The following is an 18,000-nucleotide window of genomic DNA, read 5'->3' on the forward strand; positions in this document are numbered from 1 at the left end:
CACATGGCCACCAAGGCTGAGAAGATCGTCGCAGGGCTCGGCGGCATCGACAACATCGAAGAGGTCGAGGGCTGCATCACCCGCCTGCGCACCGAGGTCGTCAACCCCGACCTGGTCGACGAGGCCGCCCTGAAGGCCGCCGGCGCCCACGGCGTCGTCAAGATGGGCACCGCCGTCCAGGTCGTCATCGGCACCGACGCCGACCCGATCGCCGCCGACATCGAAGACATGATGTGACCTGAGCACACCGGCTCCACCACGCCCACGCCCAGACCCCGTCCCGGAAACCCGCACCCGGACGGGGTCTTCGCGTTCCCCCGTCCGCGCGATCCCGCACACCGACTAGGCTCGGAGCATGTCTCGCATCGACGGCCGCACGCCCGAACAGCTCCGCCCGGTCACCATCGAACGCGGATGGAGCAAGCACGCAGAGGGCTCCGTCCTCATCGCCTTCGGCGACACCAAGGTCTTCTGCACCGCCTCCTTCACCGAAGGCGTCCCGCGCTGGCGCAAGGGCAGCGGCGAAGGCTGGGTCACCTCCGAGTACTCGATGCTCCCCCGCTCCACCAACACCCGCGGCGACCGCGAATCCGTACGCGGCAAGATCGGCGGCCGCACGCACGAGATCTCCCGTCTCATCGGCCGCTCCCTGCGCGCCGTCATCGACTACAAGGCCCTCGGCGAGAACACCATCGTCCTGGACTGCGACGTCCTCCAGGCCGACGGCGGCACCCGCACCGCCGCCATCACCGGCGCCTACGTCGCCCTCGCCGACGCCATCGCCTGGGGCCAGCAGAAGAAGCTCATCAAGGCCGGCCGCAAGCCGCTCACCGGCACCGTCGCCGCCGTCAGCGTCGGCATCGTCGACGGCGTCCCCCTCCTCGACCTCTGCTACGAGGAGGACGTCCGCGCCGAGACCGACATGAACGTGGTCTGCACCGGCGACGGCCGCTTCGTCGAGGTCCAGGGCACCGCCGAGGGGGAGCCCTTCGACCGCAAGGAACTCAACGCCCTCCTCGACCTGGCCGCCGGCGGCTGCGCCGACCTGGAGGCCATCCAGCGCGGAGCGCTCCAGCTGTAGCAACCGCTGCGGGCGCCACGGCGTCTCCGCAGACACGGGCGCACGGCGTCACAGCCGTGCGCCCGTCCACGTACCCGAAACCTTCTGGGGGGACCCGAATGAAGCTCCGCATAGCCGCCGTGGCCGTGGCGGCCGTCCTGACCGTCCCGGCCCTCACCTCCTGCGACGCGATCTCCACGGCGATGGACTGCGCGAACACGGCGGTGGCGATCACGGACGGCGCCAACGACCTCCAGCAGGCGGTCTCGAACGCGGGCAACAGCCCGCAGGACGCGCAGAACGCGCTGAACCAGATCGAGGCGAACCTCAAGAAGATCGGCGACCAGACGGACAACACCGATCTCGGCAAGGCGATCGACTCCATGAACACGGCCGTCAAGAACGTCCGCACCTCGATCGACAGCGGCAACAACACCCCCGACATCACGCCCGTCGCCGACGCGGCGAAGGAACTGTCGAAGGTCTGCACCCCGGGCTGAGCGCCGGGCGCGACGGACAGGCCGGAATAATGGGCCCCATGACCAGCAGCCGCCGCCTGATCCTCGCCACCCGCAACGCGGGTAAAGTCTCCGAGCTCCGCGCCATCCTGTCCGACGCCGGCCTGCCGTACGAGCTGGTCGGCGCGGACGCGTACCCCGAGATCCCGGACGTCAAGGAAACGGGCGTCACCTTCGCCGAGAACGCCCTGCTCAAGGCCCACGCCCTGGCCCGCGCCACCGGCCTGCCGGCCATCGCCGACGACTCCGGCCTGTGCGTGGACGTCCTGAACGGCGCCCCCGGCATCTTCTCGGCCCGCTGGGCGGGCACCCACGGCGACGACAAGGCGAACCTGGACCTCCTGCTGGCCCAGCTCTCCGACATCGACGACGTCCACCGCGGCGCCCACTTCGCGTGCGCGGCGGCCCTGGCCCTCCCGGACGGCACCGAACGCGTGGTCGAGGGCCGCCTCCCCGGCACCCTCCGCCACACCCCGACCGGCACGGGCGGCTTCGGCTACGACCCCATCCTCCAGCCGGAGGGCGACACCCGCACCTGCGCGGAACTGACCCCGGCGGAGAAGAACGCGATCTCCCACCGCGGCAAGGCCTTCCGCGCGCTGGTGCCGTTCATCCGGGCACTGGTGGACTGATCAAAGGGAAGCGCCTGCTGCCTTCGGTCGAAGGCAGCAGGCGCTTCTTTCGTACGCCCGGTCGGACTCGAACCGACAACACATGGCACCTAAAGCCATTCTCTCTGGCCAGTTGGAGTACGGGCGCACGCGCTGGTGCCCGCCCAGTCTACTGTGCGGGCACCGCCTGCCGTCCGCCCCGCCGCCAGGTGCTGGTGATGACATGGCAGTTGGGGCACGGCAGGCAGCCGCAGGCTCTCGCGCCGGCCGTCGCTCCAGTCGCCGTCGACCGTGTCGTCAGATGCCGAGGTCCTTGATGACCTTGGCTACGTGGCCCGTCGCCTTGACGTTGTAGAGGGCGCGCTCGACCTTGCCCTCCTCGTCCACGATGACCGTCGAGCGGATGACCCCGGTCACCGTCTTGCCGTACAGCTTCTTCTCGCCGTACGCCCCGTAGGCCTCCAGCACCTTCTTCTCCGGGTCGGCGACCAGAGTGACCTTCAGGTGCTCCTGTTCGCGGAACTTCGCCAGCTTCTCCGGCTTGTCCGGGGAGACGCCGATGACCTCGTAGCCGGCCTGGGCCAGCACGGCCAGGTTGTCCGTGAAGTCGCAGGCCTGCTTCGTGCAGCCCGGCGTCAGTGCGGCGGGGTAGAAGTACACGATCACCTTGCGGCCCTTGTGGTCGGCGAGCGAGACCTCGTTGCCGTCCGCGTCGGGCAGGGTGAAGGCGGGGGCGCTGTCGCCCGGCTGGAGTCGCTCACTCATCGCTGGTCTCCTCGGGAGGGGATCGATACGCCACGAGACTAAGCTGACAGACTGTGCATGGCGGAACACGCCCCCCATGACCACCACCACGACGACGGAGGCAGCGCGGTGTCGGAAGCCAGGACCCCCGCACAGATCGAGGCGGACATCGTCCGCCGCCGTGACCAGCTCGCCGAGACGCTCGACGAGATCGGGGTGCGGATGCACCCCAAGACGATCGTCGGGGACGCGAAGGCGCGGGTCGCCTCCACGGTCGACCACACCGCCGGGCGGGCGGTCGTCGCCGTGAATCGCCTCGTCACGGACGTGAAGGACGGCTTCCGGCACGAGGACGGCACCCCGCGCCCCGAGCGGATCGTGCCGGTCGCGCTCGTGGCGGTGGGTCTGGTCGGGCTGATCGTGCTGTCGGCGCGGCGCAAGCGCTGATGACCCTGCGGCGTAGGGGCGCGGCGGGGGCGGGTAGGTTCGGAGCGTGAGCGAGAACACCAACACCACCAGCCACGACAAGCTGCCCATCCGCATGCTGCACGACCGTGTGCTCGTGAAGTCCGATACGCCCGAGGGCGAGCGACGCTCGGGCGGCGGCATCCTGATCCCGGCGACCGCTGCCGTGGGCAAGCGGCTGGCCTGGGCCGAGGTGGTCGCGGTCGGGCAGAACGTGCGCAGTGTGGAGCCGGGTGACCGGGTGCTGTACGACCCCGAGGACCGGGCCGAGGTCGAGGTCCGCGGGGCGACGTACGTGCTGATGCGCGAGCGGGACCTGCACGCCGTGGCCGCGGAGCGGCTGGAGGGGTCCGTGGACTCCACCGGGCTGTACCTCTGACCTGCTCTGACCTGACCTGCTGTTGCTGCGCGGAGAGGGGTCGGTGACGCCTGTCACCGGCCCCTTTCTTCGTGTGTTGCTACGGTGGTGGGGAACCCCGACGAGACGCGCCGTACCGGGTGGCCGCGGCTGGACGACAAGACGACGCACCCCGTTCCGCTCTCGTTCCGGAGGTGCCTGTCATGGCCTGGGTTCTTCTCCTCGTCGCAGGACTGCTCGAAGTCGGCTGGTCGATCGGTATGAAGTTCATCCCACCGCCGTGACCGGGTCGCCGCCCCTGGTAGGTGCGGGCGGTGCGGGGGGTGCGGGGGTCACTCCAGGTACTCGGACGGGGGGCGGGGGCGGCGGCCGCCGGTGACGCCTCCGGTGACGCCGCCGAGGGCGCCGGCCGTCGTCCCGGAGCTGGTGCCGGCGATGGTGCCGGTCGTGGTGCCGCCGGTCCTGCCGGCAGTGGTGCCCGTGTCGGTGCCGCCCCCGGGGCTCTCGCCTCCGGTGGTCTGCCCGCCCTGGTCCTGGCCGCCTTCGGTCTCGCCCTCCTGGTCCTGCTCCTCCACCGGCGGGCTCGGCCGGCCGGGGCGGTGGGGCCGCCCCGGCGGGGACGGCCGGACCGGCGGGAGCGGGGTGCTGCCCGGCGGCTGTTCGGGGTTGTTCGGCGTGAACGGCGGCGGGGAGGCGACCGCGCCCGGCTGGAGTTCCAAGTCGAAGTCGACGGGGTCGGTGCCTTCGAGGGCCGTCTTCGTGTACTGGGCCCAGATCCGGGCCGGGTAGCCGCCGCCTCCGATGCGGGCTTCGCCGAGCGCCTCGTACAGGGACTCCAGGGTGCCGGTGTCGGGGTCCTGGCCCATCATGGCGACGACGGTGACCAGGTCCGGGGTGTAGGCGGCGAACCAGGCCGAGCGGTCGAGTTCGCCGGTGCCGGTCTTGCCCGCGGCCGGGCGGCCCGCCGCCAGGGCCGCCGTACCGGTGCCGTTGTCGACGACGCTGACCAGCATGGACGTGGTGGTGTCGGCGGCTTCGCGGCTGACGGCCTGGCGCGGGGTCCGGTCGGGCAGGCGGAGGTCCGCGCCGCCCTTGTTGATCTTTTCCACGAAGGTGTACGGGGTGTGGCGGCCGTGGTCGGCGAGGGTCGCGTACGCCTGGGTCATGTCGAGGACGCTGGCCTGCATGGTGCCGAGCGCCATGGCGGGGCCCGCGACGAAGTTCGGGGTGTTCTCGGGGATGCCGAGGGCGACGGCGGTTTCCTTGACCTTGGCGGTGCCGACGTCGACCACCATCTGGGCGAAGACGGCGTTGACGGAGAGGTCGGTGGCGGTGGTGACGGTGATGTCCCCGTACGACTGGTTGCCTTCGTTCTCGGGGGCGTACGGGGTGCGGGTGCCGACGACGCGGCGTTTGTTGTCGCCGTTGTAGAGGGTGTGGGGGGTGATCGGGCGGCCGTCCTGGGTGCGGGAGTCGTTCTCGACGGCGGCCGCGAAGACGAACGGTTTGAAGGTGGAGGCCACCTGGTAGTCGTGCCGGGTGGCGTTGTTGACGTACTGCTTGGTGTAGTCGATGCCTCCGTAGAGGGCGACGACCTTGCCGGTGGCCGGGTCGATGGAAACGCCTCCGGCCCGCACGAAGCGGTCGGCCTTGCGCGCCTCGGGGTCGAGTTTGGCGGCCATCTTGTCGTTGACGGCCTCGACGAAGGCGTTCTGGCGGCGCTTGTCGATGGTGGTGGTGATGCGGTAACCGCCTTCGGCGAGGGTGGTCTCGTCGAGGACCTTGCGTTCGGTGATGTAGTCCTTGATGGCTTCGACGAGGTAACCGCGCTGGCCGGAGAGGCCCGCGGCCGGGCGCACTTTGCCGGGTTCGGGGAAGGTGGTGGCGGCGCGCTCGGGGGCGCTCAGCCACTGCTTCTTGACCATTCCGTCGAGTACGTAGTTCCAGCGGGCGAGCGCGCGTTCGCGGCTCTGCGGGTGGGAGACGACGTCGAAGGCGCTGGGGGAGTTGAGGAGGGTGGCGAGGTAGGCGCCCTCGGCGGTGGTGAGTTTGCCGGCGTCCTTGCCGTAGTAGGCCTGGGCGGCGGCCTGGATGCCGTAGGCGTTGCGGCCGAAGTAACTGGTGTTGAGGTAGCCCTCAAGGATGTACTGCTTCGACTTCTCGCGCCCGAGTTTGATCGAGATGAAGAACTCTTTGACCTTGCGCTTGATCGTCTGTTCCTGGCCCAGGTAGTAGTTCTTGACGTACTGCTGGGTGATGGTCGAGCCGGACTGCTTGCCCTTGCCGGACAGCGTGTTCCAGGCGGCGCGGACCATGGCTTTGGGGTCGACGGCGCGTTCCGAGTAGAAGTCCCGGTCTTCGGCGGCCAGTACGGCTTCCTGCACGGTGCGCGGGACCTGTGAGAGCGGGACGTTGACCCGGTCGACCTCGCCGTCGCGGGCGAGCTCGGTGCCGTCGGAGTAGAGGTACAGGTTGGATTGGGCGATGGCCGCGGAGTTGGCGGACGGGATGTCGACCAGGAGGTAGCCCGCGACGAGGGCGCCGCCGATGAGCAGGACGAGCAGCAGGAAGGTGCCGACGAGCAGGCGCCAGGTGGGGAGGAAGCGGCGCCAGCCGGTCCGCTTGCGCCCGGCCTTTCCGGTCCGGCCGTTCCGTCCGGTCTGTCCGGTTCCCGTGGCGGGCGGTGGGCCGGCCGGCTGCCCGGGGGTGTCCGGGTCACGAGGCGTCCAGCCAGGTGGTGGTGACTGGTCGCTCATCGCCCAAGCTCCTCGACGCCGTGCGAAACATCCACGTCTGTACCCCATGGTGTCTACCTGATGACCGCCCATTACGCGCCGGACGGGCGTAATTCGGTCGCGTGGATCGCCCCTCCGCACTAAGCTCGCGCGCTTTGGTCCTCGTAGGAACGATCCGGGAAACGGAGGGATACGGTGCGCCGGAGAACGGTACGGGCAGCCGCGCAGCAGGGCCGCCTCTATCTGGCCGTCGGCGTCGGCGGGTTCCGGCGCTACGCCGCCTACGGGACCGCGACGGCCGCGGGCGTCTTCACCAACACCGTCTTCGGCTTCATCCTCGCCTACACGTTCGTCGCCCTGTGGGACGAGCGCCCCGGGCTGGGCGGCTACGACCAGGCCGAGGCGCTGACCTTCGTTTGGGTGAGCCAGTCGCTGCTCGCGGCGGGCGGGCTGATCGGCGGCGGCTTCCAGGAGGAGATGCAGGAGCGCATCCGCACGGGGGACATCGCCGTCGACCTGTACCGGCCGGCCGACCTCCAACTGTGGTGGCTGGCGGCCGACCTCGGGCGGTCCGCCTTCCAGCTGGTGGGCCGCGGGGTGGTGCCGCTGCTGGCCGGGGCGCTGGCGTTCCGGCTGGCGCTGCCCGCCGATCCGGTGCGCTGGCTGCTGTTCCTGGTGTCGGTTCTGCTCGGACTCGTGGTCGGTTTCGCGGTGCGCTACCTGCTGGCGTTGGCCGCGTTCTGGCTGATGGACGGAGCCGGGGTCAACATGATGGCCAACGTCGTCACGATCTTCTTCTCCGGTGTGCTGCTGCCGTTGACGGTGTTCCCGGGGGGCTTCGGGGAGTTCGTACGGGTGCTTCCGTGGGCGGCGATGCTCCAGGTGCCGCTGGACGTGTTGATGGGCAAGTACGCGCAGGGCGGGCCCGCGGGGGTGGTGCGGGCGCTGGGCTTCCAGGCCGGTTGGGCGCTCGTCCTGCTGGGCCTGGGGCGGCTGGTGCAGGCGGCCGCGACCCGGAAGGTGGTGGTCCAGGGTGGCTGAGGCGGAGGCAGAGGCAGAGGCGGGTCTCGCGGTGCAGGCGGGTCTCGCGGTGCAGGCGGGGGCCGGGGAGCCGGCCCCGGGGCTTGTGCCGGGGAGGCCGGCGGAGCCGCTCCTCGTGCCCGAACGCAACCGTGTCGTGGAGGGGTTGCGCGGCTACGGGCTCATCGTCGCCATGTGGATCCGCTCCACGATGACCTACCGGATGTCCTTCTTCCTGTCCATGACGGGGAACGCGGCGCTGACGCTGCTCGACTTCGTCGCGATCTTCATCATGTTCTCGCACGTGGAGGTCCTCGGCGGCTTCACGCTGCCCGAGATCGCCCTGCTCTACGGCTCCTCCTCGGCCTCGCTGGGCCTCGCCGACCTGCTGCTCGGCAACACCTCCCGGGTCGGGGTCCGGGTGCGGGACGGCTCGCTCGACACCATGCTGGTGCGCCCCGTCCCCGTCCTGGCCCAGATCGCGGCGGACCGCTTCGCCCTGCGCCGGCTCGGGCGCACCGGGCAGGGGCTGGCCGTGCTGGGCTGGGCGCTGTCGGCGGTCGACGTCGACTGGACGGCGGGGAAGGTGCTGCTGGTGCCCGTGATGGTCATCGCCGGGGCGGGGATCTTCGGTGCGGTGATGGTGGCGGGGGCCGCGTTCCAGTTCATTGCCGGTGACGCGGCGGAGGTGCAGAACTCCTTCACGTACGGGGGCAACACGATGCTCCAGTACCCGCCGACGGTGTTCGGGAAGGAGCTGGTGCGCGCGGTCACCTTCCTCGTACCGCTGGCGTTCGTCAACTGGCTGCCCGCACTGCACCTGCTGGGGCGGCCCGATCCGCTGGGACTGCCGGAGTGGGTGGCGTACCTGAGCCCGCTGGTCGCCCTCGCGGTGTTCGTGCCCGCTTCGCTGGCGTGGCGGGCGGGTCTTCGTACGTACCGGAGCACGGGGAGCTGAGCCGTTGTGGGCAGGGATGCGCTGATCTCGCTGGACGGGGTCGAGAAGGTCTTCGAGGTGCGCCGCCGAGTGGGGCTGGTGCGCCGGGAGAAGCGGCAGGTCAGGGCCGTGGACGGGATCAGCTTCGAGGTGGCGCGGGGCGAGGTGGTCGGCTACATCGGGCCCAACGGTGCCGGCAAGTCGACCACCATCAAGATGCTGACCGGGATCCTGACGCCGAGCGGGGGCCGGCTGCGGGTCGCGGGCATCGACCCGGCGCGCGAGCGGATGCGGCTGGCGCACCGGATCGGGGTCGTGTTCGGGCAGCGCACCACGCTGTGGTGGGACCTGCCGCTGAAGGACTCGTACGGGCTGATGCGGCGGATGTACCGGATCCCGCAGACGAGGTTCCGCGAGAACCTGGAGCGCTGCGTGGACCGGCTGGACCTGGGGGAGTTGCTCGACGTGCCGGTACGGCAGCTGTCGCTGGGCCAGCGGATGCGCGGGGACATCGCGGCGGCGCTGCTGCACGATCCGGACGTCCTGTACCTGGACGAGCCGACGATCGGGCTCGACGTGGTGAGCAAGGCGAAGGTGCGGGGCTTCCTGCGGCAGTTGAACGCGGAACTCGGGACGACGGTGCTGCTCACCACCCATGACCTCCAGGACATCGAGCAGTTGTGTGAGCGGGTGATGGTGATCGACCATGGGCGGCTGATGTACGACGGCACCGTGGACGGTCTGCACGGTGCGGGAGCGGTGGGGGAGAGCGAACGCACCCTGGTGCTGGACCTGGAACGCGAGCTCGCGCCGATCAGCGTGGCGGGGGCGCGGGTGGTGAAGGTGGAGGGCCCGCGCCAGTGGCTGGCCTTTCCGGCAGGCTCCCCGGCGGCGCCCCTGGTGGCGGAGGTGGCGGCGCGGTATCCGCTGCTGGACCTGTCGATCCGGGAACCGGACATCGAGGACGTGATCGCGCGGATGTACGCGGGCCGGGGCTGAGGGGGGTCGGCGGGGGTCCCGCGGGGGTCCCGGGCGGTTCCCTCACGGGGGTTCCCCCGGGGGATTCCCCCACGGTGGTGGGGATAAATCAGGGTCGGGGCCGGGGTCGGAGCCGGGGTCAAGTCCTACAACTCCCGTGCGCGGCTGCATAGGCTGGTCGGCATGACTGACGAACGGCCGGAGAAGCCGTTGCCGGAGCTGAGGGCGTCGGACGCCGACCGCGAACGGGTGGTGGAGCGTCTGCGGGACGCCGTCGCCGAAGGCCGGCTCGACATGGAGGAGTTCGAGGAGCGGCTGGAGGCGGCGTATACGTCGCGCACCTACGGGGACCTGGAACCGCTGACCCGTGACCTCCCGACGGCGAGCGCCGCTCCGGCCGGGGTGCCGTCGCCGGGCGCGGGGCCGGGGGGTGCTGCGGAGGCCTGGCGGGGCCGGATCGGCGGCGGGGGTGTCCCGGGGGCGTCCGCGACGGCGGTCGCGGTCATGTCCGGCTTCCAGCGCAAGGGCGGATGGACGGTGCCCGCCCGTTTCAACGCGGTGGCCTTCTGGGGCGGCGGCGAGCTGGACCTGCGGGAGGCGCGGTTCGCGGAGCGCGAGGTGGTGATCAACTGTGTCGCGATCATGGGCGGCATCGAGATCACGGTGCCGCCGGGGGTGGAGGTCGACGTCCGCGGCTTCGGCTTCATGGGCGCCTTCGACCAACGGGAATCGCAGGGCCCGACGACCCCGGGCGCCCCGCGCGTCGTGGTGACGGGCTTCGCGTTCTGGGGCGGCGTGGAGGTCCGGGTCAAGCCCCCGAAGCTCCCGAAGCCGCCGAAGTCCTCGAAGCTCCCGAAGCACCTGGGGCACGGCCCGGACCTGCGCAAGGAGCTGTAGCGGGCCCGGGCCCCGGGCCCCGGGGGCTTCGGAGCGGCGGGGCGGGGCACTGGTGGGGGGAGGGGCCGTGGCCGGTCCGGGCGCGCTGTGGCCGCAGGCCCCCGTACTCATTGAGGCAGCGAGGTCTCGCGGCATCGAGGCATCGAGGCATCGAGGCAAGCGAAACGGCGTGCCGGGAACTTCGCGGCCGTCCCGGGAGTCGGATGCTATGCAGACAAACCCGGCGCCCGGGGGAAGGCAGGAGCACGTGGACAACCGCACCACCGCCGGAGGCAGCGGCACCCGCTTCGTGTTCAGCGCGGCCGACGAGGAGCGCCAACGCGGCGTCCGCCGGATGAAGGCGACCGCCACCAGCCTGCTGGTCCTGGTCGCGCTGGTGTACGTCCTCGCGACCTGGGCCGAGCACACCGGCGCGGGCGCCTGGGCCGGTTACGTCCGGGCCGCCGCCGAGGCCGGCATGGTCGGCGCGCTCGCGGACTGGTTCGCCGTCACCGCCCTGTTCCGGCGCCCCCTCGGCCTGCCCATCCCGCACACCGCGATCATCCCGACCAAGAAGGACCAGCTCGGGATCTCCCTCGGCGAGTTCGTCGGCGAGAACTTCCTCTCCTCCGACGTCGTGCGCGCCCGCCTCCACGCCCTCGGCATCGGCGGCCGCCTCGGCGCCTGGCTGGCCGAGCCGGCCCACGCCGACCGGGTCACCGCCGAGCTGGCCACGGCGCTGCGCGGAGCCCTCACCGTGCTGCGGGACTCCGATGTGCAGGCCGTCGTGGGTGAGGCCATCACCCGGCGTGCGGAGAGCGCGGAGATCGCCCCGGGGATCGGCAAGACCCTGGAGAGGGTCGTTGCGGACGGCGGTCACCGCAAGGTCGTGGACCTCGTCTGCGCCAAGGCGTACGACTGGCTTGTGACGCACGCGGAGTCCGTCATGGGCGCGGTCCAGGGCGGCGCCCCCGGCTGGACCCCGCGTTTCGTGGACCGCAAGGTCGGCGAGCGCGTCTACAAGGAGCTGCTGCGCTTCCTCGGCGAGATGCGCGACATGCCGGAGCACCCGGCGCGCGGCGCGGTGGACCGCTTCCTCAGGGACTTCGCCGCCGACCTCCAGGCGGACACCGACACCCGGGCCCGGGTGGAGCGCCTGAAGTCCGAGATCCTGGAGCGGGAGGAGGTCCAGGACGTGATCGCCTCCGCCTGGACCGCCATCCGGTCGATGATCATCTCGGCGGCGGAGGACGAGCAGAGCGAGCTGCGGCTGCGGGTCCGCTCCTCGCTGATCTCGCTGGGGGCGCGGCTGGCGACCGACGGCCGGCTCCAGCGGAAGGTGGAGGGCTGGATCGAGGGCGCGACGGTGTACGTCGTGACCACCTACCGCACCGAGATCACCTCGCTGATCACCGAGACCGTGGCCGGGTGGGACGCCGAGCACACGTCGCGGAAGATCGAGGCCCACATCGGGCGGGACCTGCAGTTCATCCGCATCAACGGCACGGTGGTCGGCGCCCTGGCCGGGCTGCTGATCTACTCGGTGTCGCAGGCGCTCGGGGCGTAGCCGCCGCCGGAGCGCGGGCAGCGCGCGTCGGCGGCGAACCAGGACGCCGTCGCCACCACGGCCGCCGCCCCGAGGACGGCCGGCCAGGCCCCGACCTTCTTGGCCAGCGGGTGCGCGCCCGCGAAGCCGGCGAGGTAGAGCGCGCCGAGCCCGGCGGCCGCGGGGGCGCCGCCGCGCCGGTGCCACTGGCGCCCGGCGGCGAGGCCGGCCGCGCCGAGGACGACGCCGCCCAGCGGGCGCTTCCCGGTCCACCGGGCGACGGCGTATCCGCCGACCAGTCCGGCGGCGGCCACTGCGGAACTCGGTACGTGGGCCATACCCACTCCTGTCTCGTCTGTCTCGTCTGTCTCGTTCTGCACGGGATCTCCGTACGACGAGGCTAACGCGGCGGCTTGACCGCCCGCCGGGCACCCAGCGCCCCGAGGACGAGCACGGCCCCGCCGATCACGGCATCCGGTACGGCGTCCTGGACGGGGCGCGGCAGCAGCGCCACCACTCCCAGGACGAGAAGGAAGGCGAGGGCGCAGCCGCCGACCGCCCGCAGCAGTCTGTCGAATCCGTACACGGGCTGCTCAACGCGCGTCCCCGGGCCCCCGACACGGAACGCGCGGAGGGGATTTGTCGCACACTCGCCGGATCCGTGCGATACGTGCTCCGGGAACCGGAGGGGCATACATTCACTCTCCCACCCCAAACGGGAAAAACGAGGAGCTCGGACATCGTGATCTGCTACGGACGGGCCGTCCTCGACCTTGCGGACGAACTGGTCGACGCCTATGCCGACGTCTTCTCCGCCCCGCCGTGGAACGAGGACGAAGAAACCATTCGCCAGTTCGCGGTCCGCCTGCAGGCCGACTCCCGGCGCCCCGGCTTCCGTACGGCCCTCGCCCAGTCCGCGGCGGGCATCGACGGCTTCGCCACGGGGTGGCTCACCCCGGCGACCTTCCCCAAGGACCGTGCGTACGCCCAGGTCGCGGCGCAGCTCGGACCGGAGCGCGTACGGGAGCTGCTGAGCGGTGCCCTGGAGATCGACGAGCTCGCCGTACGCCCGTACGCGCGCGGCCACGGCACCGGCCGGACCCTGCTCACCGAGATCACGGCGGACGCCCCGGACCGCCGGGCGTGGCTGCTGACCTCCCGGCTGGCCGCGGACACGGTGGCGACGTACCGCCGCCTGGGCTGGCACGAGGTGATGGCCCTGCCGGGCATGCAGACGGCCGTGATCGTCCTCCTGTCGCCGGACCACCCGGGCCGCGAGGAGCGGTAGCCGGGAGGGCCCGCTTCGAAAGCCGGCCCCGGGGCGTGTATCCGCCCCCGGGGACCGGGCATAACGCCCACCATGATCACGAACCCGCGGCAGGCACGCACCCCCACCCCGACGACCGACCGGACCGGGACCAGCGCCGGCACGAGGACCGGCAACACGACCCGAACCGGCACGACGCCCGGGACCAGCGCCGGCACGAGGACGGGAACCAGCACGAGGCCCACCACCCGGCCCGCCATCCGGGCCACCCGCCCCGCCACCCGGCCCACCACCCGGGCCACCCGACCCGGAACACAACGGACGGCGGTCCACTCGGCGCCCGCCACCGCCCGCAGGCAACTCAACCTGGCCACCCGCCACCAACTCACCGCCTCCGGCGTCCCCGACGCCACCATCACCTCCCGGGCCCGCCCGGGCGGCCCCTGGCAGCGCCTGCTCCCGAGGGTCTACCTCCTCCAGACCGGGCCCCCGGACCACCGCCAACGCGCCCTCGCCGCGGTCCTGTACGCCGCCGAGCCCACCGCGGACCCCCTGGCCGGCGACACGGCCCTGCTCACGGGCGGCGCCGCCCTCGCCCTGCTCGGTATCCGCGACGCCCCGCACACCCCGGCGGACGTCCTGATCCGGGCCCCGCGCCGGCTCGCCGCCACCCCGCAGGTCCGCCCGCTGGTCACCTCCCGCTGGCCGCGCACCATCACCGTCTGCGGCATCCCGAGCACCCGCCCGGTGCGCGCGGCGGCCGACTTCGCCTCCCGGGCCGAGGACCCGGCCCTGATCCGCTCGACCCTGGCCCATGTGGTCCAGGCGGGCTGGTGCCACCCGCAGGACCTCCACGCGGAACTCCGCGCGGCCCGCCTGCTGACCCGCCCGGCGATCCGCGCGGCCGCGGCGGAACTGGTCGCGGGGGTCCGCTCGATCGCCGAAGCCCGGGCCCGCGACACCCTGACGGCGACGGACCTGCCGACCCCGCTGTGGAACGCCCGCCTCTACACCCCGGACGGCACCTTCCTGGCCAGCCCGGACGCCTACTGGCCCGACGAGGGCGTGGCCCTGGAGATCGACTCGGCGGAGTACCACTACACCCGCGACTCCTGGCACGCCACCCTCCGCCGCCGCCTGCGCCTGGAGGCCCACGGCATCCTGGTGGTCAGCGCGACCCCGTCGATGGTCCGCGACACCCCCCAAGAGGTCATCACGGCCCTCCGCACCCTCCTCACCCTCACCACCACACGCCCGTCCCCACCCACAGCCCGGGCCCGCGGCCACGTCCAACTGGAGCTTCCCGTGGCGTCACAATGACGGTGTGGAACCTCTTGAGAGCACTGCCGACGTTCGCGCGCGCATGAGCCGACAGAAGAGCAGGGACACCGGGATCGAGGTGGCCCTGCGTCGGGCGCTGCACGCGGCAGGCTTGCGGTATCGGGTACACCGCCGCCCCGTGAAGGGTGTGCGCCGAGAGGCCGACATCGTGTTCGGGCCGGCGCGCGTCGCCGTCTTCGTGGACGGCTGCTTCTGGCACGGGTGCCCCGAGCATGCAACGTGGCCGCGCCGCAATGCGGACTTCTGGCGGGTGAAGATCGAGGGGAACCGCGCCCGCGATCAGAACACGGACCTCCGGCTGGCCGAGTCCGGATGGCTGTCCGTCCGGGTGTGGGAGCACGAGACGGTGGAGGAGGCGGCAGCGCGGGTCATCGCAGTCGTGACCGGCCGTCGCGGTGTTGCCCGCCGAGACCGTGCGCCGGCAAGCGGGCGGGCCGCAGGGGAGCGAGAGATCGAAAGCCCCCGGGCGGGGGAAGGCCTGCCCGGCGAGTGAGATCGCGCCGGCCGGCCGTCCCCCGGGCGCCCTCGACGGGCCGTCAGGCGGCGCCGTGGCACTCGGCGTACGGCTTGCCCGAGGTGCACCAGCAGGGGGAGGTGGGGGACGGGGGCCAGGGGGTGGCTTTGCCGCGGGCGGCCAGGGTCGTGGCGTATTCCGGGAGCAGGGAGGGGGAGGCCGGGGAGGTTTTCTCCGAGGCCGCGAAGGCTTCGTACGAGGGGACGCTGGCGGTGACGATGCCCAGGTTCGTCGTGCCCGAGGCGGCCAGGGCGCGGAGGGCGCTTTCGATCTCCCGGAGGTGGGCCTCGTGCGAGGGGTACTCCGAGGCCAGGGTCGGGTAGCTGGTCAGGAGCTCGGCCAGTTCGCGCTGGGGCCAGTGGAGGATGGCCACCGGGAAGGGGCGGGAGAGGGCGGCGCGGCGGTCGCCCAGTTCGGCGCGGAGGCGGGCGATCTCGGCGCGGAGCTCGGCCGGGTCGTCGGAGCCGAGGGCCCAGATGCGCTTCGGGTCGTGGAGCTCGTCCAGCGGGATCGGGCCGATGTGGCGGGTGTCGGCCACCATGTCCCACTCGTCGTGCGGGAGTCCGAGCAGGCGGCGTACGCGGTGCCGGCCCGTCAGCAGGGCCGTGGTGGCCTGGGTGAGGGGGGTGCTGTCGGTGATCAGGAGGGTGGCGGCCTGGGTGAAGCACTCCTCCGAGTCGGTCAGCTCGTCGTGTGCTTCGAGGGCTTCCGCGATGACCGCCCAGGGGGCCGGGTCCGTGGGCGCCGCCGCGCGGATGCCCTGGATCAGGGCACGGGCCTCGGGCTCGTGGCCGTACTCCCACAGGTTCGCGGCCTGGAGGGCCTTGATGAGGTGGGGGTTGGCGGGGGAGCCGGCGAGGAGCTGGTCGTACAGCGCGCTGGCGCGGTCCCGGGAGTCGGCCAGTTCGAGGTGGGCCGCGGCCTGGAGGAGCAAGGGCTCCTGGTCCTCGGGGTAGCGGGTCGCCGTGCGGATCAGGCGCTCGGCTTCGGCGATGTGCTCGGCAGGCGTGTCGGGGCGCATGGGTCACACGGTACTGGCCCTGGTCTGCTGAGGGGGGAGGTCTTAAGGTGCCGCCCGTGCGGGATCACATGCGTGTGGTGGTGCAGGCGGGTGCCCGGCGCGGGCGCCGGGCGCGTCTGGCGGGGATGCTGTGGGCCGCCGCCGAACTCGCCGTCACCGTGGGGGTGGTGGTGTTGTTGCTGGTGGTGCACCAGGTGTGGTGGACGAACCGGCAGGCGCGTGTCGCCGCCCGGCACGAGGTGGCCCGTTTGGAGGGCGCGCCCCTTCCCGATGCGGCCTCGTCCTCTCCTTCGGATCCGGCTCTTCCCGAGCCGTTCTCTTCCGGGTCTCCTGCCGGGCCGTCCCCGTCCCGGGCCGCTGATCCGGTGGCGGGCTCCGGGGCGCCCCCGGCCTCCCGGGGCCCCGGTTCGGCCGCCTACGCCGTGCTGCGCATCCCGCGGCTCGGGGTCGTCGTGCCCGTCGCGCAGGGCGTCGACAAGCGGGCCGTGCTGGACAACGGGACCGCGCAGCCCGGGGAGGAGGGGAACTTCGCGCTCGCCGGGCACCGGAACACCCACGGGGAGCCCTTCCGGTACATCAACCGGCTGCGGGCCGGCGACGAGCTGATCGTGGAGGTACGGGGCCGGCGGTACGTGTACGTGGTGGGCAAGGCGCTGGCGCAGACGGGCGCGCGGGACACCGGGGTGATCGCCCCGGTGCCGAGCAGTACGGCCGGGCCGGAGTACGGGTACGGCGAAGCCGGCGCCTACATCACGCTCACCACCTGCACGCCCGAGTACACCTCCCGGTACCGGCTCGTGGTCTGGGGAACTTTGAAGCGGTGACCCGCCGTTGAGTGGGCGAGAGGGGGTGGTCCGCATGGGTCGGGCATGGATGGCGCGCATGGTGGCGGTCATCGGCTCCCTCGTGCTGCTCGGGGGCCTGCTCGGGCTGCTGTTCGCCGGAGAAGGCGGACTGGGCGCCGTCGTGGTCGCCCTTGCCGCGACCGTCGCCGTGGGCGCCGCCGCCCTGGCCGCCCGGCTCGTACGGCCCGTGCCGCCGCACCGAATACGCACCGCCCTCCGCGATCGCGAGCAGCGCACGGCGTTCCTGCCGCAGCGCGATCCCGATGCCTCGGGCCGGTCGCGTCCCAGGGCGCCCGGTCGTCTCGTCCTGACGGCCGCGTAGGGGCGCATCGCCTTCCGCTCGCTCACTGCTGATCACCGTTTCGCCCCTCGCGGGTCGTCGCGCCGAAATGCATCTGCTTCGACGTTCGACGAGACCCCTCGGAGGGCCCGCGTGTCCGTTTTCATCCACCTTGTTACCGAGCTTGGCCGGCTTCTGGAGCCGGTGCTGGCCGAGTCCGCGACCGCTGCCGCGATCGTGCTGTTCACCGTGCTGGTGCGCCTTGCCCTGCACCCGCTGAGCCGTGCGGCCTTTCGCGGTGCGACCCCGGTGGCGGGGTGCCTGCCGCTGCTGTTGCAGCTGCCGGTGTTCTTCGTGATGTACCGGGCGTTCTCCACGTCCGGCGAACTGCTGGGGCACCGGTTGTTCGCCGCGCCGCTGGGGGCCCGGTGGGCCGACGCGCTCGGGGAGGGAGGCGTTCTCGGGGCCCAGGGTCTGGTGTTCCTCGGGCTGTTCGCGGCCATCGGTGCGGTCGCGGCGTGGAGTGCGGTGCGCGGGCGGCGGGCGGCCGCCCTGGCCGGGCCGGGTGCTGCTCCCGTTCCCGGGGGCCCGGTGACCGCCGAGCAGCAGGAGATGCTGCGCAAGCTGGGCGGCGTGCTCCCGCTGCTGTCGTTCGGGACGCTGATCACCGCTGCCGTGGTGCCGCTGGCCGCCGGGCTGTACCTGGTGACCACCACCGCCTGGTCGGTCGCGGAGCGGGCCTGGCTCCAGTACCGCAAGGAGCGGGCTGCCGGACCGGGCGCCGGGGCGGCGGTGCAGCCGGCCGGCGGAGGCTGGCGTTCCAGGATGTGAACAGGGTGTTGCGGACGGGCCGGACTTCTTGGAGGATCAACCAATCCTCCGAT

Annotated in this window: 21 protein-coding genes, 1 tRNA gene, 2 pseudogenes and 1 riboswitch; of the genes and pseudogenes, 18 read left to right on the plus strand and 6 right to left on the minus strand. The window is 72.2% G+C overall.

Annotated elements, in window-relative coordinates:
* The 4 genes and pseudogenes from AC0666_RS03895 to rdgB form a co-directional block, all read left to right on the plus strand.
* Window positions 1-237: pseudogene (locus AC0666_RS03895) on the plus strand (PTS sugar transporter subunit IIB); the annotation flags it as partial.
* Between the two features lie 118 nt (window positions 238-355).
* The gene (rph, locus tag AC0666_RS03900; protein WP_361722415.1) at window positions 356-1,081 is read left to right on the plus strand and encodes a ribonuclease PH; all 726 of its coding nucleotides are present in this window, start codon (window positions 356-358) and stop codon (window positions 1,079-1,081) included.
* 98 nt (window positions 1,082-1,179) lie between these two features.
* On the plus strand, window positions 1,180-1,560 hold the full coding sequence (locus tag AC0666_RS03905) for a hypothetical protein (protein WP_361722418.1): 381 nt from the start codon (window positions 1,180-1,182) through the stop codon (window positions 1,558-1,560).
* Window positions 1,561-1,598: 38 nt separating this feature from the next.
* The gene (gene rdgB / locus AC0666_RS03910) at window positions 1,599-2,210 is read left to right on the plus strand and encodes an RdgB/HAM1 family non-canonical purine NTP pyrophosphatase (protein WP_468968314.1); all 612 of its coding nucleotides are present in this window, start codon (window positions 1,599-1,601) and stop codon (window positions 2,208-2,210) included.
* Between the two features lie 52 nt (window positions 2,211-2,262).
* On the opposite strand, the gene AC0666_RS03915 is transcribed toward rdgB, so the two are convergent.
* Window positions 2,263-2,337 (minus strand) — tRNA-Leu (locus tag AC0666_RS03915).
* Window positions 2,338-2,486: 149 nt separating this feature from the next.
* Window positions 2,487-2,954 (minus strand): thioredoxin-dependent thiol peroxidase, encoded by a 468-nt coding sequence (gene bcp / locus AC0666_RS03920; RefSeq protein WP_468968311.1) that lies wholly within the window; start codon window positions 2,952-2,954, stop codon window positions 2,487-2,489.
* A 108-nt stretch (window positions 2,955-3,062) separates the two neighbouring features.
* Here bcp and AC0666_RS03925 point away from each other — a divergent pair, with 108 nt between their 5' ends.
* The 3 genes and pseudogenes from AC0666_RS03925 to AC0666_RS03935 all read left to right on the plus strand — a co-directional run.
* Window positions 3,063-3,380 (plus strand): DUF3618 domain-containing protein, encoded by a 318-nt coding sequence (locus tag AC0666_RS03925; protein WP_468968550.1) that lies wholly within the window; start codon window positions 3,063-3,065, stop codon window positions 3,378-3,380.
* Between the two features lie 94 nt (window positions 3,381-3,474).
* A complete protein-coding gene (locus tag AC0666_RS03930; protein WP_468583092.1) occupies window positions 3,475-3,777 on the plus strand; it encodes a GroES family chaperonin in 303 nt (100 codons plus the stop codon).
* A gap of 73 nt (window positions 3,778-3,850) precedes the next feature.
* Window positions 3,851-3,928: riboswitch (guanidine-III (ykkC-III) riboswitch) on the plus strand.
* 31 nt (window positions 3,929-3,959) lie between these two features.
* Window positions 3,960-4,025, plus strand: a pseudogene (locus AC0666_RS03935) (DMT family transporter); the annotation flags it as partial.
* Window positions 4,026-4,088: 63 nt separating this feature from the next.
* Here AC0666_RS03935 and AC0666_RS03940 read toward each other — a convergent pair.
* Complete coding sequence (locus AC0666_RS03940; RefSeq protein WP_478707033.1) at window positions 4,089-6,512, minus strand: transglycosylase domain-containing protein; 2,424 nt, start codon at window positions 6,510-6,512, stop codon at window positions 4,089-4,091.
* Window positions 6,513-6,686: 174 nt separating this feature from the next.
* On the opposite strand from AC0666_RS03940, the gene AC0666_RS03945 reads away from it, so the two are divergent.
* The 5 genes from AC0666_RS03945 (at window position 6,687) to AC0666_RS03965 (ending at window position 11,869) form a co-directional block, all read left to right on the plus strand.
* Window positions 6,687-7,532, plus strand: a complete 846-nt coding sequence (locus AC0666_RS03945) for an ABC transporter permease (protein WP_468968306.1) — start codon at window positions 6,687-6,689, stop codon at window positions 7,530-7,532.
* 172 nt (window positions 7,533-7,704) lie between these two features.
* Window positions 7,705-8,469 carry an ABC transporter permease gene (locus AC0666_RS03950; protein WP_468968547.1) on the plus strand — a complete coding sequence of 255 codons (765 nt, stop codon included), beginning with the start codon at window positions 7,705-7,707 and terminating at the stop codon, window positions 8,467-8,469.
* A gap of 6 nt (window positions 8,470-8,475) precedes the next feature.
* On the plus strand, window positions 8,476-9,447 hold the full coding sequence (locus AC0666_RS03955) for an ABC transporter ATP-binding protein (protein ID WP_468582794.1): 972 nt from the start codon (window positions 8,476-8,478) through the stop codon (window positions 9,445-9,447).
* A gap of 162 nt (window positions 9,448-9,609) precedes the next feature.
* Window positions 9,610-10,323: a DUF1707 SHOCT-like domain-containing protein gene (locus AC0666_RS03960; RefSeq protein ID WP_468968301.1), complete on the plus strand. Its 714-nt coding sequence runs from the start codon at window positions 9,610-9,612 to the stop codon at window positions 10,321-10,323.
* A gap of 208 nt (window positions 10,324-10,531) precedes the next feature.
* The gene (locus tag AC0666_RS03965) at window positions 10,532-11,869 is read left to right on the plus strand and encodes a DUF445 domain-containing protein (RefSeq protein WP_468582797.1); all 1,338 of its coding nucleotides are present in this window, start codon (window positions 10,532-10,534) and stop codon (window positions 11,867-11,869) included.
* On the opposite strand, the gene AC0666_RS03970 is transcribed toward AC0666_RS03965, so the two are convergent.
* Together AC0666_RS03970 and AC0666_RS03975 are read right to left on the minus strand one after the other, a co-directional pair.
* A complete protein-coding gene (locus AC0666_RS03970; RefSeq protein ID WP_478707034.1) occupies window positions 11,839-12,186 on the minus strand; it encodes a hypothetical protein in 348 nt (115 codons plus the stop codon). The genes AC0666_RS03965 and AC0666_RS03970 overlap by 31 nt on opposite strands.
* A gap of 62 nt (window positions 12,187-12,248) precedes the next feature.
* Window positions 12,249-12,434 carry a hypothetical protein gene (locus AC0666_RS03975; RefSeq protein WP_361722448.1) on the minus strand — a complete coding sequence of 62 codons (186 nt, stop codon included), beginning with the start codon at window positions 12,432-12,434 and terminating at the stop codon, window positions 12,249-12,251.
* A gap of 156 nt (window positions 12,435-12,590) precedes the next feature.
* Between AC0666_RS03975 and AC0666_RS03980 the strand changes: the two genes are divergently transcribed.
* The 3 genes from AC0666_RS03980 (at window position 12,591) to AC0666_RS03990 (ending at window position 14,949) form a co-directional block, all read left to right on the plus strand.
* Window positions 12,591-13,136: a GNAT family N-acetyltransferase gene (locus tag AC0666_RS03980; RefSeq protein WP_478707035.1), complete on the plus strand. Its 546-nt coding sequence runs from the start codon at window positions 12,591-12,593 to the stop codon at window positions 13,134-13,136.
* A gap of 72 nt (window positions 13,137-13,208) precedes the next feature.
* Window positions 13,209-14,435: a hypothetical protein gene (locus AC0666_RS03985; protein ID WP_478707036.1), complete on the plus strand. Its 1,227-nt coding sequence runs from the start codon at window positions 13,209-13,211 to the stop codon at window positions 14,433-14,435.
* Between the two features lie 4 nt (window positions 14,436-14,439).
* Window positions 14,440-14,949, plus strand: a complete 510-nt coding sequence (locus tag AC0666_RS03990) for a very short patch repair endonuclease (RefSeq protein WP_478707037.1) — start codon at window positions 14,440-14,442, stop codon at window positions 14,947-14,949.
* Window positions 14,950-14,992: 43 nt separating this feature from the next.
* On the opposite strand, the gene AC0666_RS03995 is transcribed toward AC0666_RS03990, so the two are convergent.
* Window positions 14,993-15,991 carry an SEC-C metal-binding domain-containing protein gene (locus AC0666_RS03995; protein WP_478707038.1) on the minus strand — a complete coding sequence of 333 codons (999 nt, stop codon included), beginning with the start codon at window positions 15,989-15,991 and terminating at the stop codon, window positions 14,993-14,995.
* Between the two features lie 56 nt (window positions 15,992-16,047).
* Between AC0666_RS03995 and AC0666_RS04000 the strand changes: the two genes are divergently transcribed.
* The 3 genes from AC0666_RS04000 (at window position 16,048) to AC0666_RS04010 (ending at window position 17,947) form a co-directional block, all read left to right on the plus strand.
* Entirely contained in the window at window positions 16,048-16,815 is a 768-nt protein-coding gene (locus tag AC0666_RS04000) for a class E sortase (protein ID WP_478707039.1), read from the plus strand.
* A 34-nt stretch (window positions 16,816-16,849) separates the two neighbouring features.
* Window positions 16,850-17,158, plus strand: coding sequence for a DUF6412 domain-containing protein (locus AC0666_RS04005; RefSeq protein WP_361725972.1), 309 nt, complete (start codon window positions 16,850-16,852; stop codon window positions 17,156-17,158).
* 111 nt (window positions 17,159-17,269) lie between these two features.
* Window positions 17,270-17,947, plus strand: coding sequence for a YidC/Oxa1 family membrane protein insertase (locus AC0666_RS04010; RefSeq protein WP_478707040.1), 678 nt, complete (start codon window positions 17,270-17,272; stop codon window positions 17,945-17,947).
* Window positions 17,948-18,000: the final 53 nt, after the last annotated feature.

This window comes from Streptomyces sp. NPDC043680 (assembly GCF_056436685.1).